Origin of the sequence: Ancylobacter koreensis, from assembly GCF_023016525.1 — a bacterium.
Classification (GTDB): domain Bacteria; phylum Pseudomonadota; class Alphaproteobacteria; order Rhizobiales; family Xanthobacteraceae; genus Ancylobacter; species Ancylobacter koreensis.
Genome location: NZ_JALKCG010000005.1, coordinates 1 through 22,876, shown reverse-complemented (window position 1 = coordinate 22,876; position 22,876 = coordinate 1). Strand labels below are relative to the sequence as shown.

Here is a 22,876-nt window from a genome sequence, read left to right as displayed (position 1 = left end):
CCGATGATCGACATTACCGCCTTCAACGATGCGCTGGGCATCATGTTCACCTCGGTCGGGTCCTGGGGATGGATCGTCCCCGGCCTGATCGTCGGCCTCGTCTTCAGCGCCATTCCCGGCATCTCCATCACCATGGCCATGGCCATCGTGCTGCCGATGTCGCTCTACATGGATTTCTTCTCGGCCATCGTCTTCCTCACCTCGGTCTATACCGGTGCGGGGTTCGGCGGGTCGGTGCCGGCGATCCTGATGAACATACCGGGATCGCCATCCTCCTTCGCGACGACCTTCGACGGCTACGCCATGTCGCAGAAGGGCGAGCATAACGAGGCGCTGGGCTACGCGCTGTTCGCCTCCACCCTGTGCGGCATTGCCGGCTATCTGCTGCTGCTGCTCGTCATCGAGCCGCTGGCCGACATCGTGCTTCGCATCGGTCCAGTGGAAATGTTCGCGGTGGCGATCTGGGGCATGATGCTGCTGGGCTCGCTCGGCTCCACCTACATCAGCCGTGGACTGCTCGCGGCGGCCTTCGGCATCCTGCTCGGCACGGTCGGCATGAACACCGCCGGCTTCACCCGCGGCACGCTGGGCCTGCCGGTGCTGCTCGACGGCATCGCGCCGATCCCCGCCATGATCGGCCTGCTGGCGGCGAGCCAGTTGCTCAGCCTCGCCACCCGTGACTACATCATCGAGGCCGAGGGCTCGCGCGAGGTCAGCCTGCGCAAGATCCTCAAGGGTTGCTGGGGCACGATGAAGTATCCCGGCGTGCTGCTGCGCGGCTCGATTATCGGCATCATCATCGGTGCCGTGCCGGGCGTCGGCTCGTCCATCGGCAACCTGATCGCCTATGCCGAGACCAAGCGCACCGCCAAGGACAGCGCGACCTTCGGCAAGGGCAACCCCAAGGGCGTCATCGCCGCCGAATCGGCGGTGGCGAGCGGCGAGGGCGGCTCCATGGCCACCATGCTGGCGCTCGGCATCCCCGGCGGCGGCGCGACGGCGATCCTGATCGCCGCCTTCATGATGCACAACATCGTGCCGGGCCCGAGCTTCATCGAGACGCAGAAGCCGATGGTGTACGCCATCATCCTCAACAACATCGTCCAGGCCATCGTGCTGCTGGCGGTGGGCATCGGCTTCATCTACGTCGCCTCCAACATCATGAAGGTGCGTACACGCTACGTGCTGCCGGCGATCCTCGTCATCGCCACGCTCGGCACCTATGCGGTGACGGGCGAGGCGGCCGGCCCGATCACGCTGTTCGTCTTCGCGCTGCTCGGCTACGCGCTGAACCGCTACGAATATCCGGTCTCGGCGGTGGTGGTCGGCATCCTGCTCGGGCGCATGCTGGAGACGGAGTTCCTGCGCTCCTACCAGCTCTCCGGCGGCAACCCGATGTACATACTGGAGCGGCCGGCGGCGATGGCCATCTTCGCGGTGATGTTCGCCTCGCTGGCGATGACCGCCTGGGGCAAGCGCAAGCAGAACCGGGCCGAGGCGGCCGAGGCGCTGGCGATGGAGCGCCTGCGCGACGAGGCGGCCGCCAATGCCGCCCACACCACGCCCAGCAAGGGCTGAGGCGCCCCGGCGGCGCCTGCCGCCGACGATCACTCCCCAACGGGGGGCGGGTTCACACCCGCCCCTTTTTTCTTTGCGGGGATGGTCGAGCCCACCCGGTATCCGGTCGGCGCGCGCGGCTCGCCGGCCGGCACCAGGCACAAAAAAGCCCCTCCCGCCGGTGGCGGAAGGGGCGTCGAGAGGTCCGGATCGGCCGTCAGGCGAGGGCGTCGATGGGTACCGTGCCGAAGGTGGCGCGCTCCTCGGCGTCGAGCTGGGCGATCAGCCCGGTCTCCCAGGCGAGATAGCGGCGCGAGGCTTCGGCATTGCCGTCGTGCCGATCGTGGACGAACCACACCCGGTCGAGCGCGCGGTCGCGGCTGAGCGGCCGGCGCGTGGTCTCCACCGGCCAGCCCGCCGCCGCGCAGGCCTCAAGATCCGGCGTCAGCCATTCGGCGGCGATGCCGCGCGTGGCGAGATCGGCGGCGGCACCGGCGACGACGCCCTCCTCGCCCTGCAGCAGCACGCGCTTGGTGCCGGCCGGCAGCGGGCCGGGCAGGTCGACGCGCAGCATCCAGCGCGCACCGGCGAGCCGGCGCACCTCCCATTCGGTGGAGGAGCGCAGGTCGAACAGCGGCAGGCCGTGGCAGGCGCGGGCCCAGCCGGCGCGCGGATCGACCGACGGCGGCGCAGCCGGCAGCTTCAGCCCGGTGGCGGGCGGGGCCGGGGGCGCCACGTCGGGCTCCTCGTCGAGCGCCAGCACATGCACCTCGAAGCCCAGCGCGCGCAGGAACAGGCCGGCGAGCGCCGCGCGCAGGCCGGTATCGTCCATCAGCACGAGCCGGGCATGGCGCACGCCGACATACTGGTCGGTGGCCTGGATGAGCTGGCCGGCCAGCGCGGGAACCGCGCCCGGTGCCGGCCGCGCCGCGCGCTCGGGTGCGCTGCGCAGGTCGAACAGGAACGGCGTGCGCTCCGCCTGCGCCAGCAGGGCGCCGGCGCCGGCAATGTCGGTGCGGGCGAGGCCGGTACGGGCGATGAGGCGCTCGGCGCGATCCCGGCTGGCGGCCTTCGCCGCCGCGTCGAGCTCGGGGAACGGATCGGGCTTGGCCCCGCGATCAAGGGGCAAGCCGGCCAGCGCCCAGCCCTGCGTGCCGTTCTCCAGCGCATAGACCGGGTTGCGCACGCCCAGCGCCCGCAGCCCCAGCGCGCCGACAATGCCGCGCGTGCGGCCGGCGCAGGTGATGACGATGGGCGTCGTTTCGTCCGGCGCGACGGCGGCGAGGCGATGGGCCAGCTCGCCATTGGGCACGCAGCGCGCGCCTTCGATACGCATCTTGGCGTATTCGCCCGGCGGGCGGGCGTCGAAGAACAGGTGCTCGCGCCCCTCGCGCCGCCACTGGTCGAAGGTCGGGGCGTCGATGGTGCCGGGATGGTGCGCGTGTTCGAGCAACTCGCCCAGTGTCTTGCTCGGCACGTTGACGCCGGCGAAGATGCCGTAGCCGGTCGCCTTCCAGGCCGGCACGCCGCCGATCACCACCGTGATGTCGGTGTAGCCGCAGGCGGCGAGGCGCTCGGCCGCGCGCTCGGACAGGCCGTCATCGTCGTCGACCAGCAGGAGCGGGCAATCGCGGCGCGGGACGAGGGCAACTGCCGACAGTTCGAGCCGGCCATAGGCGCACGGAATCGCAAAAAGCGGATGGCCGTCGCCAAAGGCGGCGGCCTCCCGCACATCCAGGAACGCGATTTCGCCGCCGGCAAAGAGGCGGCGCCGGGCCGCCTCCGCCGTCACGCGGGCAATGGTCATGTCACGGGCTCACCGCGGAAGAAGCGATAGAAGGCCGCATAGACGAGGTCCGGGCGGTGCTCGGCCGGGTAATGGCCGGTCGGCACCGGCAGGCCGACGAGGTCGTCCGCCCATTCCGACCACGCCTCGACCGGCTTGAAGTGGCGGCCGCAATGGCTGTTGGTGCCCCAGATGACCATCGTCGGGCAGGTGATCTTGCGCTTGCCGTATTCCGCCGTGTCCATGTCGAGATCGACGGTGATGGTCGCACGGTAATCCTCGCAGACGGCGTGGATCTGCTCGGGCGTGGCGCAGCGGATATATTCCTCGATCGCCTCGGGGGTGAAGATTTCGAGGCCGACGCCCTTCTTGTTGAGCTTGTAGCGCATGTAATAGTCGAGATCGGCGCAGAGCAGCTTCTCGGGGAAGGGCGCCTTCTGGGCCATGAAGAACCAGTGGTAGCTCTCGCGCGCCCAGCCCAGCGTGATGTTGTTGAGCACATGGTGGGTCGGCACGATGTCGAGCGCGGCGTAGCGGGTGACGCGCTCGGGCTGGTCCAGCGCCATGCGGAAGCCGACGCGGGCGCCGCGGTCATGGCCGGCGACCGCGAAAGTCTTGTGGCCGAGCGCGTCCATCACGTCGAAGGCGTCCTCGCCGATGGAGCGGAACGAGTAGCCCGAATGGTCCTCGCCGCCATAGGGCTTGGAGCTGTCGCCATAGCCGCGCATGTCGATGGCGACCACGGAGAAGTCGCGCGCCAGCGAGGGGGCGACCTTGTGCCAGCTCACCAGCGTGAGCGGGTTGCCGTGGATGAGGAGCAGCGGCGGGCCTTCGCCGGCGGTGGCGACATTGATCTCGGCGCCGCGCGTCTCGATGCGCTGGAAGGTGAAGCCCTCCATCAGCCGGGTGGACGAAACGAGCTCGGGAACGGCTTCTACGACGGCCATGGGCGCCTCCTCTTCTGATGCCGGATGTTTCCTCCGATTTGTGCCAACTGTCAACAATTTGGCCGTGCAGTCATGTAAAAAGACGCAAGCCGCCGTGAACCGCCCGACATTGCCGGCTTTCTGGCGACGATGGCCGCCGTCCCGGATGGCGGGGCGCGTCTCAGCCCCGGCGCACGGCGTCGAGATGGCGGGCGAAGTCGGGTTCGGCCATCAGCCGCTTGCAGCGCTCGAAGCGGTTGACCGCATAGGCCCAGAAATCGTCGACCGGGTTGCCGTTGGCATGCTGGATCAGGCCCCACAGCGTCCACAGCAGGTCGCACATCGCCTTGTAGAGCACCATGCGTCCACGATCCGCCGCGCCGGCCGGCCCGCCGAAATAGGCGGCGAGCAGTTCCTCGTCCTGCGCGGCGTCGAAGCCGCCCTCGACCGAGACGTCGCCGAGGTCCCACATCGGGTCGTTCATCCCCGAATATTCCCAGTCGACGATCCACATGCGCGCGCCGGTGTCGATGAAGTTCTCGCACAGCGGGTCGCAATGGCAGGGAGCTAAGGGGAGCGGATGGGCGGCGAGCGCCTCGCGCACCGCGCCGGCCTCGGCCACCACGTCGTGATAGCCCTCGGGAAGCTGCGCGCCGAGCTTCGCCAGCACGGCGAGATACTCGTCGATCATGGCGAACAGCTCGAAGCGGAAGGCGAAGCTCTCGCCGCTGTCGTGCAGGCGCCGCAGCGTCGCGCCCGCCCGCGCGACCGCACCGGGGATGGACCGGAAGCCTTCCGGGCTCAGCGTGGTGGCGCCCTCGATGAAGGCGGAAAGCATCAACCCGCCTTCGTCGGTCGCCAGCACCGGGGGCGAGACGCCGGCGGCGGCGGCGGCGCGGGCGTTGATCGCCTCCACCTTGCGGTCGATATAGGCCTCGGTCCCCGCGCCGGGCAGGCGCAGGCAGTACACCTCGTCCCCGAGCCCGACCCGGTAGACGAGGTTGGTGAGCCCGCCGAGGCGGGTCAGCGTGGCGCCGGACACGTCGCGCCCGGCGAAGAAGGGGAGGGCGGCGAGCGCCTCCCGGGCCTTTTGCTCGCTCACCCCCACCTCCCTCAATGGCCGATATGGTAATAGGTTTCGAGGATATGCTGCGCCCTGCGCCGCGCCTCGTCCCAGTCGAAGCCGCCGGCAAAGCGTTCCGGCGACAGGCTTTTCACATAGGGCGAGGGGTCCTTCTCCGTCAGCGCCTCGACCACGTGGCGACCGATGCCGGCAGATCCCGAGACGCCATGGGCGTTGCAGCCGGCGGCGCAGACGAAGCCGGGCACCTGCTTGCTCTCGCCGATGATGAAGCGCCCGTCCGGCGTGAAGGTCGGCCAGCCGGTGAAGACGTGACGGATCGGCTGGTCGCACAGCGGCCCGCCGAAGGGGCGGAACTCCTCCATGAAATTGGCCAGCACCGGCCAGTCCTCGGCGATGGCGGGCAGCCGGTCGCCGAGCCCGTAGCTGCGCGGGTCGAGCGACATCGCCTCCGGCTCCCAGCCGCCGATCAGCAGCGCATTGACGTCGGCGCGTGCGTAGAGCGTGCCGTCCGGCATGCGCAGCACCGGCATGTCCGGGCGGATCCAGTCGGTGGAGGTGGTGATCATGTAGTGGTGGCGCACCGGGATGACCGGCAGATCCAGCCCGACGAGGCGCCCGACATGGTAGCCATGCGCGCCGGCGGCGTTGATCGCCATCGCGCAGGCGATCTCCTCGCCCTCCTGCGTGACGACCCCGGCAACGCGGCCGTTCTCCAGCCGGATGCCGGAAACGCCGGCGCTGGTCTTGAAGCGCACGCCGAGCTTGCGCGCCTCGTGCTGATAGGAGGCGACGAGATCGGCGGGCTGGAGATAGCCGTCGGTGGGGCAGAACAGGATGGCCTTGGCCGCCGCGAAGTCGAGATGTGGCCAGAGCTTCGCCGCGGCGGGGGCGTCGAGCAGCTCCACCTCCAGCCCCGCCTCCTTCGCCACCGCCATCATGTGGCGGAACTCGGCGACGCGCGCCTCGGTCTGGGCGAGGCGCAGGCTGCCGGTCTGCCGCCAGCTCGGCTTCATCTCGGATTCGCGCTCCAGCCGGGCGAAGGTGGCGACCGACCACATGGCGAGCTTGGTGCGCTCCAGCGAGGAGCGCACCTGACCGACGAGGCCGGCGGCCTGCGGGCTGGTGACGGCGCAGAGCGAGGATTCCCGCTCCAGCAGCAGAATGTCCTTGAAGCCCGCTTCCGCGAGCTGGAGGGCGACGCCGGTGCCGACTGCCCCGCCGCCGATGATGACGATTTGCGCCGACGTGCTCACGCTTTCACCTTGGTCATCTTGGGATCGTAGAAGGGGGCGAGGGAGACGCTGGCCGGCACGCGCACGCCCGCCACCTCCAGCTCGTAGCTGCCGGAGAGCACGTAGTCGGCGTTCACGCCGTCGGGGTCGCGGACATAGCCGTAGCCGACCGGCTTGCCGAGCGTGTAGCCGAAGCCGCCGGAGGACAGCCAGCCGGCGCGCCGCCCGTTGCGGTAGATGGTTTCGCGGCCGAGCAGCACGATGCCCGGATCGTCCACCGTGAAGCCGGCGAGCAGGCGCGGCAGCGGCCTGGCGCGCTGCGCCTCCAGCGCCTCGCGGCCGAGGAAGTTGCGGTTGGACTTCAGCTTCACCGCCCAGCCGAGGCCGGCGACGAGCGGGGAATGGTCCGGCCCGATCTCGGCGCCCCAGGCGCGGTAGCCCTTCTCCAGCCGCAGCGTCTCGATGGCGCGGTAGCCGGCCAGCGCGAGGCCATGCGGCCGGCCGGCCTCGACGAGCGCGTCGAACACCGTGGCGGCGAATTCGACCGGCAGGTGCAGCTCCCAGCCGAGTTCGCCGACATAGGTGACGCGCAGCGCCGTCACCGGCGCTCCGGCGACGCCGATGCGCTTCACCCGGCCGAAGGGGAAGCCCTCGTTGGAGATGTCGTCGTCCGTCAGCGCGGCGAGGATGTCGCGCGCCTTCGGCCCGAACAGCGAGAGCGTGGCGCCGGCCGAGGTGACGTCGATCAGCTTCGCGTCGAGCCCTTCGGGGATGTTGCGGGCGATCCAGTCGAAGTCGTGCGTGGCGAAGCCCGTGCCGGTGACGATGTAGTAGCGGTCGGCCGCCAGCCGCGCGACGGTGAGGTCGCACTCGATGCCGCCCTTGGCGTTGAGCAGCTGGGTGTAGATCAGCGTTCCCGGCGGCTTGTCGACGTCGTTGGCGCAGATCCACGACAGCGCGGCCTCCGCATCCGGGCCGACCATCTCGAACTTGGCGAAGGAGGTCTGGTCGAACAGCACCGCCCGCTCGCGGCAGGCCGCGTGCTCGCGCCCCACCGCCGTGAACCAGTTCGGCCGCTCGAAGGAATAAAGGTCGCGCGGCTCGTCACCCTCGCCGGCGAACCAGTTGGCGCGCTCCCAGCCGAGCTTCTCGCCGAACACCGCGCCCTCCGCCTTCAGCCGGTCGTAGAGCGGCGAGCGGCGCAGGGGGCGTCCGCTCGCATGCTCCTCGGCGGGCCAGGCCATGGTGTAGTGCTTGGCATAGGCTTCCAGCGTGCGCGTGCGCACCCAGCCCTCGTCGCGGTGATTGGCGCCGAAGCGGCGTATGTCGACCGGCCAGAGATCGTAGGGCGGTTCGCCCCGCGCCACCCATTCGGCGAGCGCCATGCCGGCGCCGCCGCCCGAGGCGATGCCGAAGGCGTTGAAGCCGGCGCCGACGAAGACGCCCTTCACCTCCGGCGCCTCGCCGAGGATGAAGTTGCCGTCCGGCGTGAAGCTCTCCGGCCCGTTGATGAGCTGGCGCACGCCCGCCGTCTCCAGCGCCGGCACGCGGCCGAGCATGAGGTTCATCAGCGGTTCGAAGTGCTCCCAGTTCTCCTGCAGCAGCGAGAAGTGGAAGCCGTCGGGAATGCCCTTCTGCGCCCAGGGGATGGGGTTGGGCTCATAGCCGCCGGCCACCAACCCGCCGACCTCCTCCTTGTAGTAGGTCAGGCGGTCGGGGTCGCGCAGGGTCGGCAGGTTGCGCGGCACGCCCTCGATGGGCTCGGTCACCATGTACTGGTGCTGCACGGCGACGAGCGGGATGTTGACGCCGGCCAGCTTGCCGAGCGCCCGCGACCACATGCCGGCGCAGATCACGACCTTCTCGCAGGCGATGCGCCCCTGCGTGGTGACGACCGCCTTCACCTTGCCGAGCTCGACCTCGATGGCCTCGACGCCGATCTCCTCCATCAGGGTGACGCCGGCCATGCGCGCGCCCTTGGCGAGCGCCTGCGTGATGTCGGAGGGGTTGGCCTGACCGTCGGTCGGCAGGAAGGCGGCGCCCACCACGTCGTCCACCGTCATCAGCGGCCAGAGCTCCTGCGCCTCCTTCGGGGTGAGGAGCTGCATGTCGAGGCCGAAGCTCTTGGCGGTGGTGGCCTGCCGCTTCACCTCGGTCCAGCGGTCGGCGTTGCAGGCGAGGCGCAGGCCGCCATTCATCTTCCAGCCGGTGGCGAGGCCCGTCTCGGCTTCCAGCCGCTTGTAGAGCGCGACGGATTCGCCCAGCAACTGGGTGATGTTGGCGCTGGTGCGGAGCTGCCCGACGAGGCCGGCGGCGTGCCAGGTCGACCCGGAGGTGAGCTTGTTGCGCTCCAGCAGGATGACGTCGGTCCAGCCCATCTTGCCGAGGTGATAGGCGGTGGAACAGCCGACGATGCCGCCGCCGATGACGACGACGCGGGCGGAGGAGGGAAGGTCTGGGGCACTCATCGGCGGTCCATTTCGTTGCACGCGGGCAAGCGGGTTCAGAACGGGGCTCATGGCCCGTCGAGGGCCGCGAGCGCGGCCTCGAAGCGGGCGAGGTTGTCCTCGGTGTAGGCGCGGTAGTCGAAGTCGATGCTCGAATGGAGTTCCGAGACCATGCTCCACATCGCCTCGCGCAGCAGCGAGGCGGCGAGCATGGCGCGGAAGGAACGGGTGAGCGCGGCGTCCGGCGGGGCGCCGAAATAGAGCGTCAGCGCCCGCTCGGTCTGCGCCTCGCTGAAGCCGTTGTTGGAGGCGAGGCCGCCGAGGTCGAACAGCGGCGAGTTGAAGCCGCAATAGTCCCAGTCGATCAGCCAGAGCCTCTTGCCGTCGTCGAGGAAATTGCCCGGCAGCAGGTCGTTATGGCCGAAGACGAGATCGACCGGCCCGACGGCGCGGCGCAGCTTTTCGGAGATCGCCAAGAGGCGCGGCAGCTCGGCCTTGAGGCGGAAGCCGGCGGCGTCGAGCCGGTGCGCATAGTCGCGCACCACATGGAACACCCAGAAGGCCGGCGCCCCGCCGCGCAGATGAAGCTGCACGCCCTCATGCGCCCGCTTCACCAGCGCCACCGCGCGGTCGAGATCGGCGCGCACGTCCGCCGCCGCGAAGGTGCGGCCGTCGATATGGTCGAGCACGAGGATGCCCGGCTCGGCGTGAAGCACGGCGGGCGACACCCCGGCGGCATGGGCGGCGCGGCTGGCCGCCAGCTCGGCGGCGCGGGAGATGCCGTGCTCGGGGATATCTTCGCCGACGCGCACGACATAGCGCCTGCCGGCGTCCTCCACGAGGAAGTTGGTGTTGGTGATGCCCCCGGTCAGCGGCACGGGATCGACCTTGCCCTGCCAGAAGGCGAGGCCGCGCACCTTGTCGAGCGTCGACGCATCGCTCATGACAGGCCGAGCCTCCGCTTGAGGCGCAGCGCGGCGGCCGAGATCAGCCGGTCGGCGACCATGGCGATGATGGCGACGCAGAGGCCGGCCACCACGCCGCGCCCGACATCGGCCTTGGCGAGCGCCGAATAGACCTCCTGGCCGAGGTCGCGCGTGCCGACCAGCGCGGTGATGACGAGCATGGAGAGCGCCAGCATGATGGTCTGGTTCACGCCGAGCAGCATGTCCGGCAGGGCGAGCGGCAGCTTGATGCGGGTGAGGAGCTGCGTGCGCGTGCAGCCATTGGCGATGCCCGCTTCCACCAGAGGCGCCGGCACGCCGCGCAGCCCGTGCGCGGTGTAGCGGATCGCCGGGGCGATGGCGTAGAGCACGATGGCGATCATCGCGGTGAAGTCGCCCACGCGGAACAGCATGACGATGGGGATGAGGTAGACGAAGGAGGGCAGGGTCTGGAGGGTGTCGATGGCCACCTCCACCGCCCGCCACAGGCGCTCGCGGCCGGAAGCAAAGATGCCGATGGGCACGCCGAGCGTCACCGCCACCAGCACCGAGACGCCGCACAGATAGAGCGTCAGCGCCGCATATTCCCACAGCCCGACGAAGACGATGAACAGCACTCCCGCCAGCGCGCCGAGCGCCAGCCCCGCCCCGCCCGCGCGCCAGCCGGCGAATGCTGCGACGAGGGCGACCCACGGCCAGGGCAGCGCCAGCATGAAGCGCTTCACCGGCACCAGCAGGTTCAGCAGCACCGCGTTCTTGAAGGCGTCGAGCGTGTCGAAGAAGGTGATGTTGATCCAGCGCACCCACTCGTCCCACCACGCGGCGGTGGAGAGCTGGAGGCTGTCCGGGAAAGTCGCCAGCGGCGGGGCGAGGAAAGCGGCGAGCCACAACGCGGCACTGACGGCGAGCACGGGGAGCCAATAGCGGCGGGGCGCGCGCGCGCCGTGGTGGCGGCCGCGCTCGCTGGCGCGCGCCATCGCCTGCGCCAGCCGGTCGAGCAGTATGGCGAGCACGGTGATGGCGAGCCCCGCCTCGATACCCGCGCCGATGGCGAGCCGGCGCAGCGCGGTGAGCACGTCGTACCCCAGCCCGCCGGCGCCGATCATCGAGGCGATGATGACCATGTTGAGGGTGAGCAGGATCACCTGATTGACGCCGAGCATCAAAGCGGGCCTGGCGGTGGGCACCAGCACTTTCCAGGTGAACTGCCGGCGCGTGCAGCCGCTCATGCGGGCGAGCGCCACCACCTCCTCCGGCACGGCGCGGAAGGCGGCGGCGGCGATGCGCACCATGGGCGGCAGCGCGTAGAGGATAGTGGCGATCATCGCCGACACCGGTCCGAAGCCGAACAGCACGAGGATCGGCACCAGATAGGCAAAGACCGGCACGGTCTGGGCGAGGTCGAGCAGCGGGGTGATCGCCTTCTCCGCGCGCGGCGAGCGGTGGCAGGCGATGCCCACCATCAGCCCGCCCGCCACTGCCAGCGGTGCCGCGACGAGGACGGAGGCGAGCGTGACCATGGCGCTCGCCCATTGGCCGAAGACGAGGAGGTAGCCGAGCCCCGCGCCCATCAGCAGGGCGAGCCGCCACCCGCCCACCCGCGCGGCGAGCGCCACGGCGAGGAAGACCACGGCGAACCAGGGCAGCGGCGGGAACCACTGCACCGCCTGCGAGCCCTGCCCGGTGGTGAAGCCGGCGACCAGCAGCGCGCGGGCGAGCGCCAGCGGCCAGTCCAGCACCCAGGCGATGGCGCGGGTGAGGTCGATGAAGGCGAGCGGGCCGAGGGCCGCACTGTCCACCAGCCACTTCACGAAGGCCGAAACCTCTCCCGCCAGCGGCAGCTTCCACGAGGGGGGCAGCTTCCACATCCAGCCCGGCAGGGCGGAGGTGGGGAGCAGGACGAGGAGCGCCGTGATCGCCCCGACCACCGGCCACAGCAGCGCGGCGGCGCGCGGGCGCGCCAGCGGCGGGGCCGCCTCCAGCGCCGGGGCGCTCATGGGCCGGGCTCCGCCGGACCGGCAAGGTCGCGCCCCACCAGCACGTCCATCATGGCGCGGCGGTCGATGACGCCGAGGATGCGCCCGTCCTCCACCACGGCGAAGGGCTTGTCGGTGGCCTCCACCTGCTGGGCGAAGCCGGCGATGGGCGTCGAGGCGGGCACCATGCCGGCGATGCCGGCCTCGTCCGGGCCGGGCGTGCGCAATATGGCGCGGGCGGTGAGGATCTTGGCGCGCGGCGCGTCGCGGGTGAAGGCGCGCACATAGTCGCTGGCGGGATGGAGGATCAGCTCCTCGGCGGTGCCCACCTGCACCAGCCGTCCGTCCTTCATGATGGCGATGCGGTCAGCGAGGCGCACCGCCTCGTCGAAATCATGGGTGATGAAGACGATGGTCTTGTTGAGGATGGCTTGCAGGCGCTTCAGCTCGTCCTGCATCTCGCGGCGGATCAGCGGATCGAGCGCCGAGAACGGCTCGTCGAGGAACCACAGCTCCGGGTCGGCGGCGAGCGAGCGGGCGATGCCGACGCGCTGCTGCTGGCCGCCGGACAATTCGCGCGGGAAATAGGCCTCGCGGCCCTTGAGGCCGACCAGCTCGATCATCTCGCGGGCGCGCGCCTCGCGCTGCGCCTTCGGCATGCCCTGCACGTCGAGCGGAAAGGCGACGTTGCCGAGCACGGTGAGGTGGGGCAGCAGCGCGAAATGCTGGAACACCATGCCCATCCTGTGGCGGCGCAGCTGGATCAGCTCGCGCTCGGGCAGGGCGAACAGGTCGCGGCCCTCGAACAGCACCTCGCCGCCGGTCGGCTCGATCAGCCCGGCGAGGCAGCGCACCAGCGTCGACTTGCCCGAGCCGGACAGGCCCATGATGACGAAGGTCTCGCCCCGGCCGATGGCGAGATTGACGTCGATGACGGCGGGGATGACGCCGGCAGCGGCCATTTCCTCCGGGGCGGCGCGCCCGTCGAGGAAGCGCGCGGCGCCGTGGCCGTACAGCTTCGAGACGTGACGGCAGGCGAGGACGGGGGCGTCCGCGGACGACGGCACGGGCATGCTCCGTGAGTGAGGCGGGAGAGGACGGCCGGCACCGGGGCGCCGGCCGTCGAAGCGGGAGAGCGGTCAGTCCGGCCGGGCTACTTCGGCAGCCAGCCCTTCCAGCGCGCCTCGTTCTTGGCGATCCAGTCGTCGACCACCGCCTCGACCTTCTCGCCGTCGAGATCGACGCGGGCGACGAGGGCGCCCATCTCGTTATTGTCGATCTTGACGTCCTTGATGGTCGAATAGGCGCCCGGCCACTTGTCCTTCAGCCCCGCCCAGGCGGCCTTCCAGATCGGGCCGCGCGGCTTGCCGCAATCATGGGTGGCCTCCTTGTTGGAGCCCCAGGCGGGATCGGTGTAGCAGGCCGGCTCGTAGCGCGGGAAATTGACGAACTCGCCCTTGTACTTGATCGGCGCCCAGTGCGGCGCGTAGATCCACAGCACGATGGGCGCCTTGCGGTCATAGGCGCTCTGCAGTTCGGCGAACAGCGCCGCGTCGGTGCCCGCGTGCACCACCTCGAAATCGAGGTCGAGCGCCTTCACCCGCTCCTCGTCGAAGCCGCCCCAGGTGACGGGGCCGCCGAGATAGCGGCCCTTCGGCGCGGTCTCGGGGGCGGAGAATTCGGCGGCGCACTTCTTGAGCGCCTGCCAGTCCGGCAGGCCGGGGCACTTTTCCTTCATGTAATCGGGGAACCACCATTCCTCGATCGCCATCATGCCGGTCTCGCCGAGATTCTCGACCTTGCCGGACTTCACGCCCTCGTCGAGCGCCTCCTGCCCGGTGGTGGCCCAGATCTCCGGGGCGAGATGCAGGTCGCCGGTCTTCAGCCCGGCGAACTGGGCGAGATAGTCGGCCTGCACGTAATCGACATTGTAGCCCGCCTTCTTGAGCACCTCGCCGATGATGCGGGCGCTGATAAGCTCGCCCGTCCAGTCGTGCAGTGTGATCTTGATCGGGTCGTTGGATTCCACCTTGGCCTGCGCGGTGCCGGCGGCGAGGCCGAGGGCGACGAGGCTCGCGGCAGCGAGGCGTGAAACGGATCGGCGTCGGAACAGAGAAACCATGAGGGAACTCCCGAGCTGGAAGGTGCGGCCTGTTGGGCGCCGGTTTCCTGACGCCTGTTTCTGCGACGGCCGTCACGCTGCAGGATCAATGCCATTCCAACGAAAATCAACATCAGAACCTCAAATTTGTTGATTTCATCGCGCCACCCCCACAACATGCCCACATCGGAGGCATGTGAATGAACGTTCCGCACCCAACGCGCTGGCAGGCGGCGATCATCGAGGCGGTGCGCGAGGACGGGTTCAGCCGCATCAGCGTGCTCGCCGAGAAGCTGGGCGTCTCCGACGAGACGGTGCGCCGCCACGTGCGCGCCCTTGTCGACGGCGGGGTGCTGACCCGCGCCCATGGCGGCGTCGCCTGGGCCGGGCCGGGGAGCGAGGCGCCGTTCGACCGCCGCATGCGGGTGAACGCCGCCGCCAAGCGGGCGCTCGGCGCGGCGGTGGCGGCGCGGGTGCGTGACGGGCAGGTGCTGCTCATCGATACCGGCTCGACCACCGCCTATGTGGCCGAGGCGCTGACTCAGCGGCGCGACCTGACCGTCGTCACCAATTCGCTGGAGATCGCCCGCCACCTCGTCGGGCGCGAGGGCAACCGCGTCTACATGGCGGGGGGCGAGTTGCGCGCCGACCTCGCGGCGGCGGTGGGGCCGGAAGCGCTGGCCTTCATCCGCCAGTTCCGCGCCGACCTCGCCATCCTCTCCGTCGCCGGAATGGACGAGGAGGGCGCCTTCATGGATTTCGACCTCGACGAGGCGCGCATCGCCCGCGCCATGATCGAGGCGGCGAGCCAGTCGCTGGTGGTGGCCGACCATTCCAAGTTCGGCCGCCGCGCCGCCGTCGGCATCTGCGCGCCGGGGGCCATCGACGTGCTGGTGACCGACCGCGAGCCGGAGCCGGGCGACCGCCAGTGGATCACCGGGGCGGGCATCGAGCTGGTGGTGGCGCCGCCTGTGGGCTAAGCGTCCCCGCTCGTCAGAACACGAAGTCGACCGAGGTCAGCAGCCAGCAACCGAGGCCCCATTCGAGGCGGTTGCCGTTCGCATCGGTGTTGATCGAGCTGGTGCGGAACACCGGCGTGCCGGGTGTGAGCGCCAGCAGGCTGGCCTCGTCGGGAGTGGCGAAGCCGCCGCTGATGCGGGTCTCCAGCCGCCGGTATTTCTGGATTCCGTGCGCGATGAACACGTCCGTCACCGACTGGCGGCGGGAATAGACGGTCTCGAAGTCCGGCAGCAGAGCGGCGGGGAAGACCTTGGTGGAAATGTGGATCGGCTGGCCGTCGGCGGCGCGCACGCGGCGCAGGCGGATCACCGGCGCGCCGGGCGGCAGGCGCAGGTGCTCGGCCGCCGCCGCGTCGGCGAATTCGGCCTCAAGAAACGTCGTGCGGGTGGTGACGCTCTTGCCGTCGGCGCGCAGGCTCTCGGCGAAGCGGCTGCCGTCGCGCACCACCAGCGCCGAGGGCAGGGCGCGCACGAAGACGCCGACGCCCTTGCGCGAGGTGAGATGCCCCTCCTGCTGGAGCTGCTGGAGCGCGCGGCGCAGCGTGATGCGGGTGACACCGAGCTTTTCGGCGAGATGCACCTCGCCGGGAAGCTGGCTGCCGGGCTGCAGCCAGCCGCTGTCGATCAGCGACAATATGTAGTCGTAGATCTGCTGCCAGATCGGCGTGTCGCTGCGCGGGCGGAACACCAGCCCGTCGAAGCCGCTGACGTCGCCCTGCCGGGCGGGCTGGGACCGCACGCTCCTGTTCACGCCCTCACTCCGCCGCGCTCGCGAGCGCCGGATTTACCGACGTCGCCCGATGGTCGAGCGCGCGCCGAGCATAGACGATTCGGCCCGCCACCATGGTCGCCACCACTTCCGGATGCGCCATGTCCGAGGCGTCGACGAGGAGGAGGTCGGCGCGCCGGCCGGGGGCGAGCGTGCCGCGATCGGAGAGGCGGGCGACGCGGGCCGGGTTGCGCGAGACCAGCGGCCAATAGGTGGCGAGCGCCTCCATGTCGCCCGCCGCCAGCTTGAAGGCGGCGTAGAGCGGCGAGGGGTAGTGGTAATCGCTGGTCAGCACGGTGCAGCGGCCCTCGCGGATCGCCTGCGCGGCGTCGAGCGCGCCGTTATGGCTGCCGCCGCGCACCACATTGGGGGCGCCTAGGATGATGTCCTCGCCGGCGAGGCGGGCGGCCTCAGCGGTTTCCTGCGTCATCGGGAATTCCGAGGCGACGGCGCCGAGCGCGCGGAAATGCTCCCGCTCCTGCGGGGAGCTTTCGTCATGGGCGAGCAGCACGTTGCCGTTGTCGCGCGCGGCCCGCGCCAGCGCGGCGATGGCGGCCGGCACGTCGTCCCGCCGGCCCCACACGCGGTCGAGCAGCGCCATGTAGTCCTCGCGGCCGATGCCGGCGCGCTCGGCCATCTGGCCGATTTTGCGGGCAATGGTGCCCTTCAGCACCGAGCCGGTGGTGTGGTCGTTGAGCGCGAGGATGGGCGCGGGGGAGAGCTTCAGCCATTCCGCCACCTCGGCGGCGGCGTCGAGCGCGAAGGTCTCCCAGCGCAGGTGCAGGCGGGTGTCGCAGCTCAGCGAACCGCGCCGCGCCATCAGCGCGGCGACGAAGGCGCGCGCCGCCTCCACCGAGCGCAGACCCGGCTCCCAGGAGACGGTGACGCCGTGGAAGGCGGTGGTGATGCCGTTGGCGACGAGCTGCCGGTCGGTGTCGCGCAGCGCCAGCGTGGTGTCGAAGCGCACGCCGGGGCGAGGCATGAGATGGCGTTCGAAGGCGTCGCCATGCACGTCGACCATGCCGGGCAGGACGAGCAGGCCGGAGGCGTCGATGCGGCGCGGCGCGCCTGCGTCGTCCTCGGCCAGCGCTTCGCCGGCGACATGCAGCGACGCCTCGCTCCAGCCGCGCTCCGTAAGCGTCCGCCCGTTCTCGATCCGCCAGCCGTTCATTACCGAACCCATCGCCTTCACCCGCTGCCCTGCCGTCACAGTGTCACGAACCCGTCATCTGCTGTCTATACAGATAATCAGGCATCGAAGTTCCTGTCTATACAGCAAAGGACAGAAAATGTTTCGCACGCTTGTTTCCGCCCTCGCCATCACGCTGGCGACGGCTTTCACCGCGGTGGCCGAGCCTGTCCGCTTCGCGGTGACGGACATTGAGGGGCTGGAAGCGCTCCAGCAGGAGTTCGGCGGCTTCCAGAAGGAACTGGAGAAGCTCACCGGGCTCGACATCGAGCTGATCCCGGTGAGCTCGCGCACCGCCGCCGTCGAGGCGATGAATTCCGGCCATGTCGAGCTGGTGCTCACCGGCCCGGCGGAATATGTCGTCATGAAGGAGCTGAGCAATCCGCGCATCGTCGTGGCCTGGCAGCGCCCGGACTATTTCGCGCAGATCGCCGTGCTCGCCAACGGCCCGATCCGCACGGTCGAGGACCTCAAGGGCAAGAAGGTCGCCTTCGGCTCGGTCGGCTCGACCTCGCAGCATCTCGGGCCCGCGCAGGTGCTCACCGATTTCGGCATCCTGTACGGCAAGGACTATGAGGGCGTGATCATCTCCCGCAACGTCGCGGCGGAAGCCCTGATCCGCGGCGACATCGCCGCCATCGGCCTGAACTACGGCCACCTCAACTCCATCCGCAAGGCGTTCCCCAACGCTGCCTTCGCGGTGGTGGCGCGCGGCCGCGACCTGCCGAACGACATCCTCGTCGCCCGCAAGGACATCCCCGAGGACGTGTTCGTGAAGGTGCGTGACGCCTTCCTCAAGCATGGCAACGAGCTGATGAGCGCCGTGCTCAAGGGCGAGGACAACCAGAAGTTCAAGGGCGGCATCTTCATCACCGACATCAAGGACAGCGACTACGACTATGTCCGCTCGATGTACCGCACCATCGGCATCGAGAGCTTCACCAGCTTCGTCGAGTGATCCCGGCACTGCCGCGCCGGACGGGTCCGCCCCGTCCGGCGCGGCATCGTTCTTTCAGCGGCTCCCTCTCATCCCTTTCCCGGAGACCGACATGCAGCCGGCCGGCATGGTGCAGCCGATCCCTGCCCAGGTGATCCCCGCCCAGGTGATCCGCACGCGCGGGCTCTCCAAGACCTATCCCAACGGGCAGGCGGTGTTCGCCGGGGTCCATCTCGACATAAGCGCCGACCAGCGCGTGGCGCTCATCGGCTCCAACGGGGCGGGCAAGTCGACCCTGCTGAAATGCCTGATCGGCCTGCTGCCCTCGACCGGCGGCGAGATCATGACGCTGGGCGAGAGCTTCTCCACCGCGCCGAGCCCGGCCCAGCTCCGGCGGCTGCGCCGGCAGATCGGCTTCGTGTTCCAGAACCACGGCCTCGTCGGGCGCCAGTCGGTGCTCACCAATGTGGTGCAGGGCAAGCTCGGCCTGCCGGGAAGCTGGCGCGCCTTCCACCACGCCATCGCCCGCCGCGAATGGCGCGAGGAGGCGATGCAGGCGCTGGCCGAGGTGCGCCTTGCCGAGCGCGCCGGTGCCCGTGCCGACCAGCTTTCCGGCGGGCAGGCACAGCGCGTCGCCATCGCCCGCGCGCTGATCCGCCGGCCCAAGCTGATGATCGCCGACGAGCCGGCCGCCAGCCTCGATCCCGCCGTGGGCCGCGAGATCATGACCATCTTCTCCGATCTCGCGCGCGAGCACGGCATCACGCTGGTCTACACCACGCACGACATGAAGCACGCGCTCGACTATTCCGACCGGGTGATCGCGCTCCGGGCGGGCCAGGTGCATTTCGACCTGCCGACGGCGCAGGTGAGGGCGCGCGACATGGACGAGGTGTTCACCCACGGCGCCTTTGCCGATGAGGGCGCCCCGGACATTCCGGCGGCGCAGGGCGCGAACGCGGGAGGGCTGCTCCATGCGTAGCGCTTCCGTGCACAGCGCTTCGATGCGTAGCGCCGGGCTTCCGCCGCGCCTGCCGTCGATCTCGCCGGTGTCCTTCACGCTGCTGGTGGTGTTCGGCGCGGTGTTCCTCGCCTCGGTCGGGCAGGTGGCGCCGGCGCCCGAGAAGCTCGCCGCCGGCGCGCCGCGCATGGCCGAGCTGGTCGGGCGCATGCTGCCGCCCAACACCGATCCGGGCTTTCTTCAGCGCATGGGCTGGCGCATCGTCGAGACGCTGCAGATCGCGCTGGTCGGCACGGTGTTCGGCGTGATCCTCAGCCTGCCGGTGGGCTGGCTGGCGGCGCGCGGCATCTCCCCGCTCGGCGTGTTCCGCCAGCTTCCGCGCGCGCTGGTCTCGCTGTTCCGCACCGTGCCCGATCTCGTCTGGGCGCTGCTCTTCGTCTCCACGCTAGGGCTGGGGGCGGTGGCGGGCACCATGACCATCGTGGTCGACACGATCGGCTTCTGCGGGCGCTTCTTCGCCGAGGCGATGGAGGAGGCCGACATGAAGCCGCAGGAGGCACTGCACGCCATCGGCGCCAACCGCGTGACGGTGCTGTGCGGGGCGATCCTGCCGGACGTGATGCCGACGCTGATCAACTCCTCGCTCTTTGCGCTGGAGAAGGCGGTGCGCTCCTCCGTGGTGCTCGGCCTCGTCGGCGCGGGCGGCATCGGGCAGGAGCTGAAGGTCGCCTTCGACCTGTTTCAGTACCGCAACGCCTCCGCCATCATCCTCGCCATCTTCGCCATCGTGCTGGTGATGGAGCTGCTGACCGACCGGCTACGCGCCAAGTTCCAGTAGGCGGTAGAGGGACGATGATCCGGGCAGGGCATCCGCGCCAATGCCTTGCTCCCGGGACGGATTGAAGCCGCGCGCTTCCGCCGACCCGGGCGGCGGGGCACCCGCGGGGCCAATCGCGCGAAGGGATGCGAGCTCCCTGAGGGCGTCGGAAGATGAGCCAATAGAACTTATCGACATACAATTTCTAGGCTAAGAACGCTGCGGTTGGCTGTGCGTTTGCAAACCCCGTGGCTGCGCCGATATGAAATTCTCGAATAGATCCAACGTTCTTTATTGGCTGAAGGGCGAAGATACGCAGAATTTCGGTGACTTCCTGTCGGAATATCTCGTATCGCGTCTCTTCTTCGGCTATCGCGCCGGTGTTTCAGGCGTCCACATTGTAGGCAGCGTGATGGACGACATGTTCGTCCCGCTGCGGGCGCAGTCCGATCATCCCGTGGTTTTCTGGGGATGCGGCGTCCGCGAAGCTGGAGGGCTTTCGCGCGAGAACTGGCCTGCCGTCGAGGTTCAAGCGGTGCGAGGGCCGCTCAGCGCTGCCGAACTGGCACTTGGCGCCTTCGTGCCGCAGGGGGATCCGGCCTTTCTTATGCCGGCGCTCTACCGCCCGCGGAAGCTGGACTGGCTGGCGGGCAAGTCCATCTGTGTGCCCCATTTCCACGACAAGCGAGACGATCAGGCTCTTCTTGCCGCTTCTGGCTGCGACCTTGTTGTGCGGCCAAATGTCGAGAACAACGAGAAGGCGCTGACCGATGTCATCGACGCCATTTTCTCGGCCGATTTTGTATTGGGCTCGGCCATGCACGCCTGCCTGGTCGCGGCGGCCTATCGCAGGCCGTTCGCCTATTGGCGCGCCGACACGATCGACCTGCCCTTCAAGTGGCGCGACATCTCGGAATCGCTCAACATTCCCTGCGAGTTCGTCGCCCATATCGACGACGCCCGGCGCCATTACGACGAGGTCATTGCGCCGTCGATCAAGCTGCCAAACCTGCTGCCGAGCCTGCTGCACGCCCCCTTGCTCGTGCGCGCATCCGGGCTGATCGAGGTTCTGCGGTGGTATCGCGAGGAGGAGGCGGGTGCGGGCACGCAACCGCCTCCTCTCGATGACGCCCAGCTTCTGGCCAACTTCGCGGCGCAGCAGCAGTTCATATTCGACGGCATTCTGGAGGAGTTGCGCACCACTCAACAGCGCCTGAGGGTGTTGGAGCACTCACCCGGCCCGGCGGCCGTTGACCGGCGCTCGGTTCTCGGACGGTTGTTTTTTCGGCGCAACGGCAAGCCGACCGGCGGTTTGCGCCGTCTGCTGTTCCACGCCGACGGCAAGCCGCGCGGCATCTTCCGGTCCTGGGTCATCAGCAAGGGCGTCCCCAGATCGCCGTTCCGGCAATGGATGGAAGGCGACGCCTATTTGGCGCTGCCGAAGGCCTATCGTCAGCCTCCCGAGCATCCGCCCTTCCCAACCTTTTCCAGCGCTGGCGGTTCATCGGAGACCTCCGCCGATCCGTCCGATCGTCCCCGCACGGGGAAGCTGGTGCCCGAGGGCAGCCGGTGCGTTCTTGTCATCGACAGCGCCTACCCGACGCCGGACCGCGATTCCGGATCGCTCGACGCGATCAATTTCGTCCGCATCTTCCAGCGGATGGGATACCATGTCTACTTTGCGGCAACGACCCATTTTCAATCCACCGCGCTCGATGAGATGGCGCGGGCGGCCAAGGAGCAGTTTGAGAACACGGGCGTCACTGTCGTAGATGATACCTTGGCGCCAAGTATATATGAGTTCATACGATCAAATATAAGTCAGTTCGAACTCGCTTTTCTGTCGCGAGTGTATCATGGTGGACAGTTTCTTGAAGTCATCCGCGCGCGCAGTCGCAACTCCAAGATTATATTCAACACGGTGGACCTTCATTTTCTCAGGGAGCAACGGGAGGGTCATCTCGAAGGCAATCGCGTCAAGATCGACGCAGCCCTTCGCACGCGCGAAAGGGAGCTGGACCTGATCCGGCTTGCCGATGCGGCTATCGTTGTCTCGAATGAGGAGTTGAAGCTCCTCGAAGACGAAGTGCCCGGCGCAACCGTCCACGAGGTTCGGCTTGTCCGGGACATTCCCGGCCGGCGGCGGGATTTCGCGGCGCGACGCCATATTGGTTTCATCGGCGGCTACAGGCATCTGCCCAATCTCGACGCTGTCGGGTATTTTCTGGATTCAGTATGGCCCCTCGTTCGGCGCGAACTGCCGGATGTGCAATTCCATCTGATGGGCGCGGACATGCCCGACGAACTGCGGCGACGGAGCGATCCGGGACTTGTTCCCGTGGGTCATGTCGCGGATCTTCAGGAGGCGTTCGAAGGTCTTCGACTGACCGTCGCGCCATTGCGGTATGGTGCCGGCTCGAAAGGCAAGGTTATCTCAAGTTTATGCCACGGCGTTCCCTGTATCTGCACGTCAGCGGCAGCCGAGGGGATGAAGCTCGACGAGGAGGGCGGCATTCTTGTCGCCGATGATCCCGGCGAATTCGCCAAGCTCGTGGTTCGGGCCTACCGGGACGAGGAGCTTTGGCAACAGCTTTCCCTTGGCGGGCTGCAGCGCATGCGTGAGCACCACAGCTTCGACGGCGGCATCGCCCGCATGAAGGCGATCGTCCAGGGGGTGGGCCTCGATCCTAACCCATCCCTCTAGCGACGCGTCTCTCAGGGCCGGAGCAACGAGAGGTATCGGGCATGGACGCTGAAAATGGGGGCTACCGTCGCCACAGGGGACGGGCGGGAGCGGAAGCCGCAGCCGGGTCGGCCCGCCGGCCGGTCCCCCGTGGAGCCGTTCGGGGGAAACGGCCTTACAATCATCAGCGTCGGCCGCCCGAACTCCATGCCGAGATAGTTCCAGTAGCCCCCGTAATACGCGATCGAGTCCGGATCACTCAGAACGGCCAGCCCGATGCCGGTGCTCTCGAGGGACTGGGATAGAAGATGAGGCCTTCTGCCGGTTTCGTGGACACCGAGATTGGGTGTTTCATGAAGCCGGAGGTGGCAGATGCAGCGACGGAAGTTTTCGCGGGAGTTCAAGGTTGAAGCGGTTCGGCTGATCAAGGAGCGGGGCGTCTCGGCGG

Annotated in this window: 17 protein-coding genes; 6 read left to right on the top strand and 11 right to left on the bottom strand. The window is 68.9% G+C overall.

The features are described 5' to 3' along the window. Positions 1-3 precede the first annotated feature (3 nt). Positions 4-1,578 carry a tripartite tricarboxylate transporter permease gene (locus tag MWN33_RS12885; protein ID WP_247201282.1) on the top strand — a complete coding sequence of 525 codons (1,575 nt, stop codon included), beginning with the start codon at positions 4-6 and terminating at the stop codon, positions 1,576-1,578. Between the two features lie 196 nt (positions 1,579-1,774). Here MWN33_RS12885 and MWN33_RS12880 read toward each other — a convergent pair whose 3' ends face one another. From MWN33_RS12880 to MWN33_RS12840, 9 genes are all read right to left on the bottom strand, one after another. Continuing rightward, complete coding sequence (locus MWN33_RS12880; RefSeq protein ID WP_247201281.1) at positions 1,775-3,364, bottom strand: rhodanese-like domain-containing protein; 1,590 nt, start codon at positions 3,362-3,364, stop codon at positions 1,775-1,777. After that, positions 3,361-4,290, bottom strand: coding sequence for an alpha/beta fold hydrolase (locus MWN33_RS12875; protein WP_247201280.1), 930 nt, complete (start codon positions 4,288-4,290; stop codon positions 3,361-3,363). Before MWN33_RS12875 ends, MWN33_RS12880 begins: the two co-directional genes overlap by 4 nt. Positions 4,291-4,450: 160 nt before the next feature. After that, positions 4,451-5,371: a phosphotransferase gene (locus MWN33_RS12870; RefSeq protein WP_247201279.1), complete on the bottom strand. Its 921-nt coding sequence runs from the start codon at positions 5,369-5,371 to the stop codon at positions 4,451-4,453. Positions 5,372-5,382: 11 nt separating this feature from the next. Continuing rightward, positions 5,383-6,606: an NAD(P)/FAD-dependent oxidoreductase gene (locus tag MWN33_RS12865; protein WP_247201278.1), complete on the bottom strand. Its 1,224-nt coding sequence runs from the start codon at positions 6,604-6,606 to the stop codon at positions 5,383-5,385. Continuing rightward, positions 6,603-9,053 (bottom strand): GcvT family protein, encoded by a 2,451-nt coding sequence (locus tag MWN33_RS12860; protein WP_247201277.1) that lies wholly within the window; start codon positions 9,051-9,053, stop codon positions 6,603-6,605. The genes MWN33_RS12865 and MWN33_RS12860 overlap by 4 nt, the downstream gene beginning before the upstream one ends. A 47-nt stretch (positions 9,054-9,100) precedes the next feature. Continuing rightward, positions 9,101-9,976, bottom strand: coding sequence for a phosphotransferase (locus MWN33_RS12855; protein WP_247201276.1), 876 nt, complete (start codon positions 9,974-9,976; stop codon positions 9,101-9,103). Continuing rightward, positions 9,973-11,973, bottom strand: a complete 2,001-nt coding sequence (locus tag MWN33_RS12850) for an ABC transporter permease (protein ID WP_247201275.1) — start codon at positions 11,971-11,973, stop codon at positions 9,973-9,975. Before MWN33_RS12850 ends, MWN33_RS12855 begins: the two co-directional genes overlap by 4 nt. Continuing rightward, the gene (locus MWN33_RS12845) at positions 11,970-13,025 is read right to left on the bottom strand and encodes a quaternary amine ABC transporter ATP-binding protein (protein WP_247201274.1); all 1,056 of its coding nucleotides are present in this window, start codon (positions 13,023-13,025) and stop codon (positions 11,970-11,972) included. The genes MWN33_RS12850 and MWN33_RS12845 overlap by 4 nt, the downstream gene beginning before the upstream one ends. An 80-nt stretch (positions 13,026-13,105) precedes the next feature. Next, complete coding sequence (locus MWN33_RS12840) at positions 13,106-14,074, bottom strand: ABC transporter substrate-binding protein (RefSeq protein ID WP_247201273.1); 969 nt, start codon at positions 14,072-14,074, stop codon at positions 13,106-13,108. Between the two features lie 179 nt (positions 14,075-14,253). Here MWN33_RS12840 and MWN33_RS12835 point away from each other — a divergent pair, with 179 nt between their 5' ends. Further along, positions 14,254-15,033, top strand: coding sequence for a DeoR/GlpR family DNA-binding transcription regulator (locus MWN33_RS12835; RefSeq protein ID WP_247201272.1), 780 nt, complete (start codon positions 14,254-14,256; stop codon positions 15,031-15,033). Between the two features lie 13 nt (positions 15,034-15,046). Here MWN33_RS12835 and phnF read toward each other — a convergent pair whose 3' ends face one another. Further along, the gene (gene phnF / locus MWN33_RS12830) at positions 15,047-15,823 is read right to left on the bottom strand and encodes a phosphonate metabolism transcriptional regulator PhnF (RefSeq protein ID WP_247201271.1); all 777 of its coding nucleotides are present in this window, start codon (positions 15,821-15,823) and stop codon (positions 15,047-15,049) included. Positions 15,824-15,827: 4 nt separating this feature from the next. Continuing rightward, the gene (locus MWN33_RS12825; RefSeq protein WP_247201270.1) at positions 15,828-17,024 is read right to left on the bottom strand and encodes an alpha-D-ribose 1-methylphosphonate 5-triphosphate diphosphatase; all 1,197 of its coding nucleotides are present in this window, start codon (positions 17,022-17,024) and stop codon (positions 15,828-15,830) included. Positions 17,025-17,130: 106 nt separating this feature from the next. Between MWN33_RS12825 and MWN33_RS12820 the strand changes: the two genes are divergently transcribed. From MWN33_RS12820 to MWN33_RS12805, 4 genes are all read left to right on the top strand, one after another. Continuing rightward, positions 17,131-17,988: a PhnD/SsuA/transferrin family substrate-binding protein gene (locus MWN33_RS12820; RefSeq protein ID WP_247201269.1), complete on the top strand. Its 858-nt coding sequence runs from the start codon at positions 17,131-17,133 to the stop codon at positions 17,986-17,988. A 91-nt stretch (positions 17,989-18,079) separates the two neighbouring features. Further along, the gene (locus MWN33_RS12815; protein WP_247201268.1) at positions 18,080-18,949 is read left to right on the top strand and encodes a phosphonate ABC transporter ATP-binding protein; all 870 of its coding nucleotides are present in this window, start codon (positions 18,080-18,082) and stop codon (positions 18,947-18,949) included. Further along, positions 18,942-19,766: a phosphonate ABC transporter, permease protein PhnE gene (gene phnE / locus MWN33_RS12810; protein WP_247201267.1), complete on the top strand. Its 825-nt coding sequence runs from the start codon at positions 18,942-18,944 to the stop codon at positions 19,764-19,766. The genes MWN33_RS12815 and phnE overlap by 8 nt, the downstream gene beginning before the upstream one ends. A gap of 241 nt (positions 19,767-20,007) precedes the next feature. After that, on the top strand, positions 20,008-22,449 hold the full coding sequence (locus MWN33_RS12805) for a glycosyltransferase (RefSeq protein WP_247201266.1): 2,442 nt from the start codon (positions 20,008-20,010) through the stop codon (positions 22,447-22,449). The last annotated feature ends 427 nt before the right edge of the window (positions 22,450-22,876 follow it).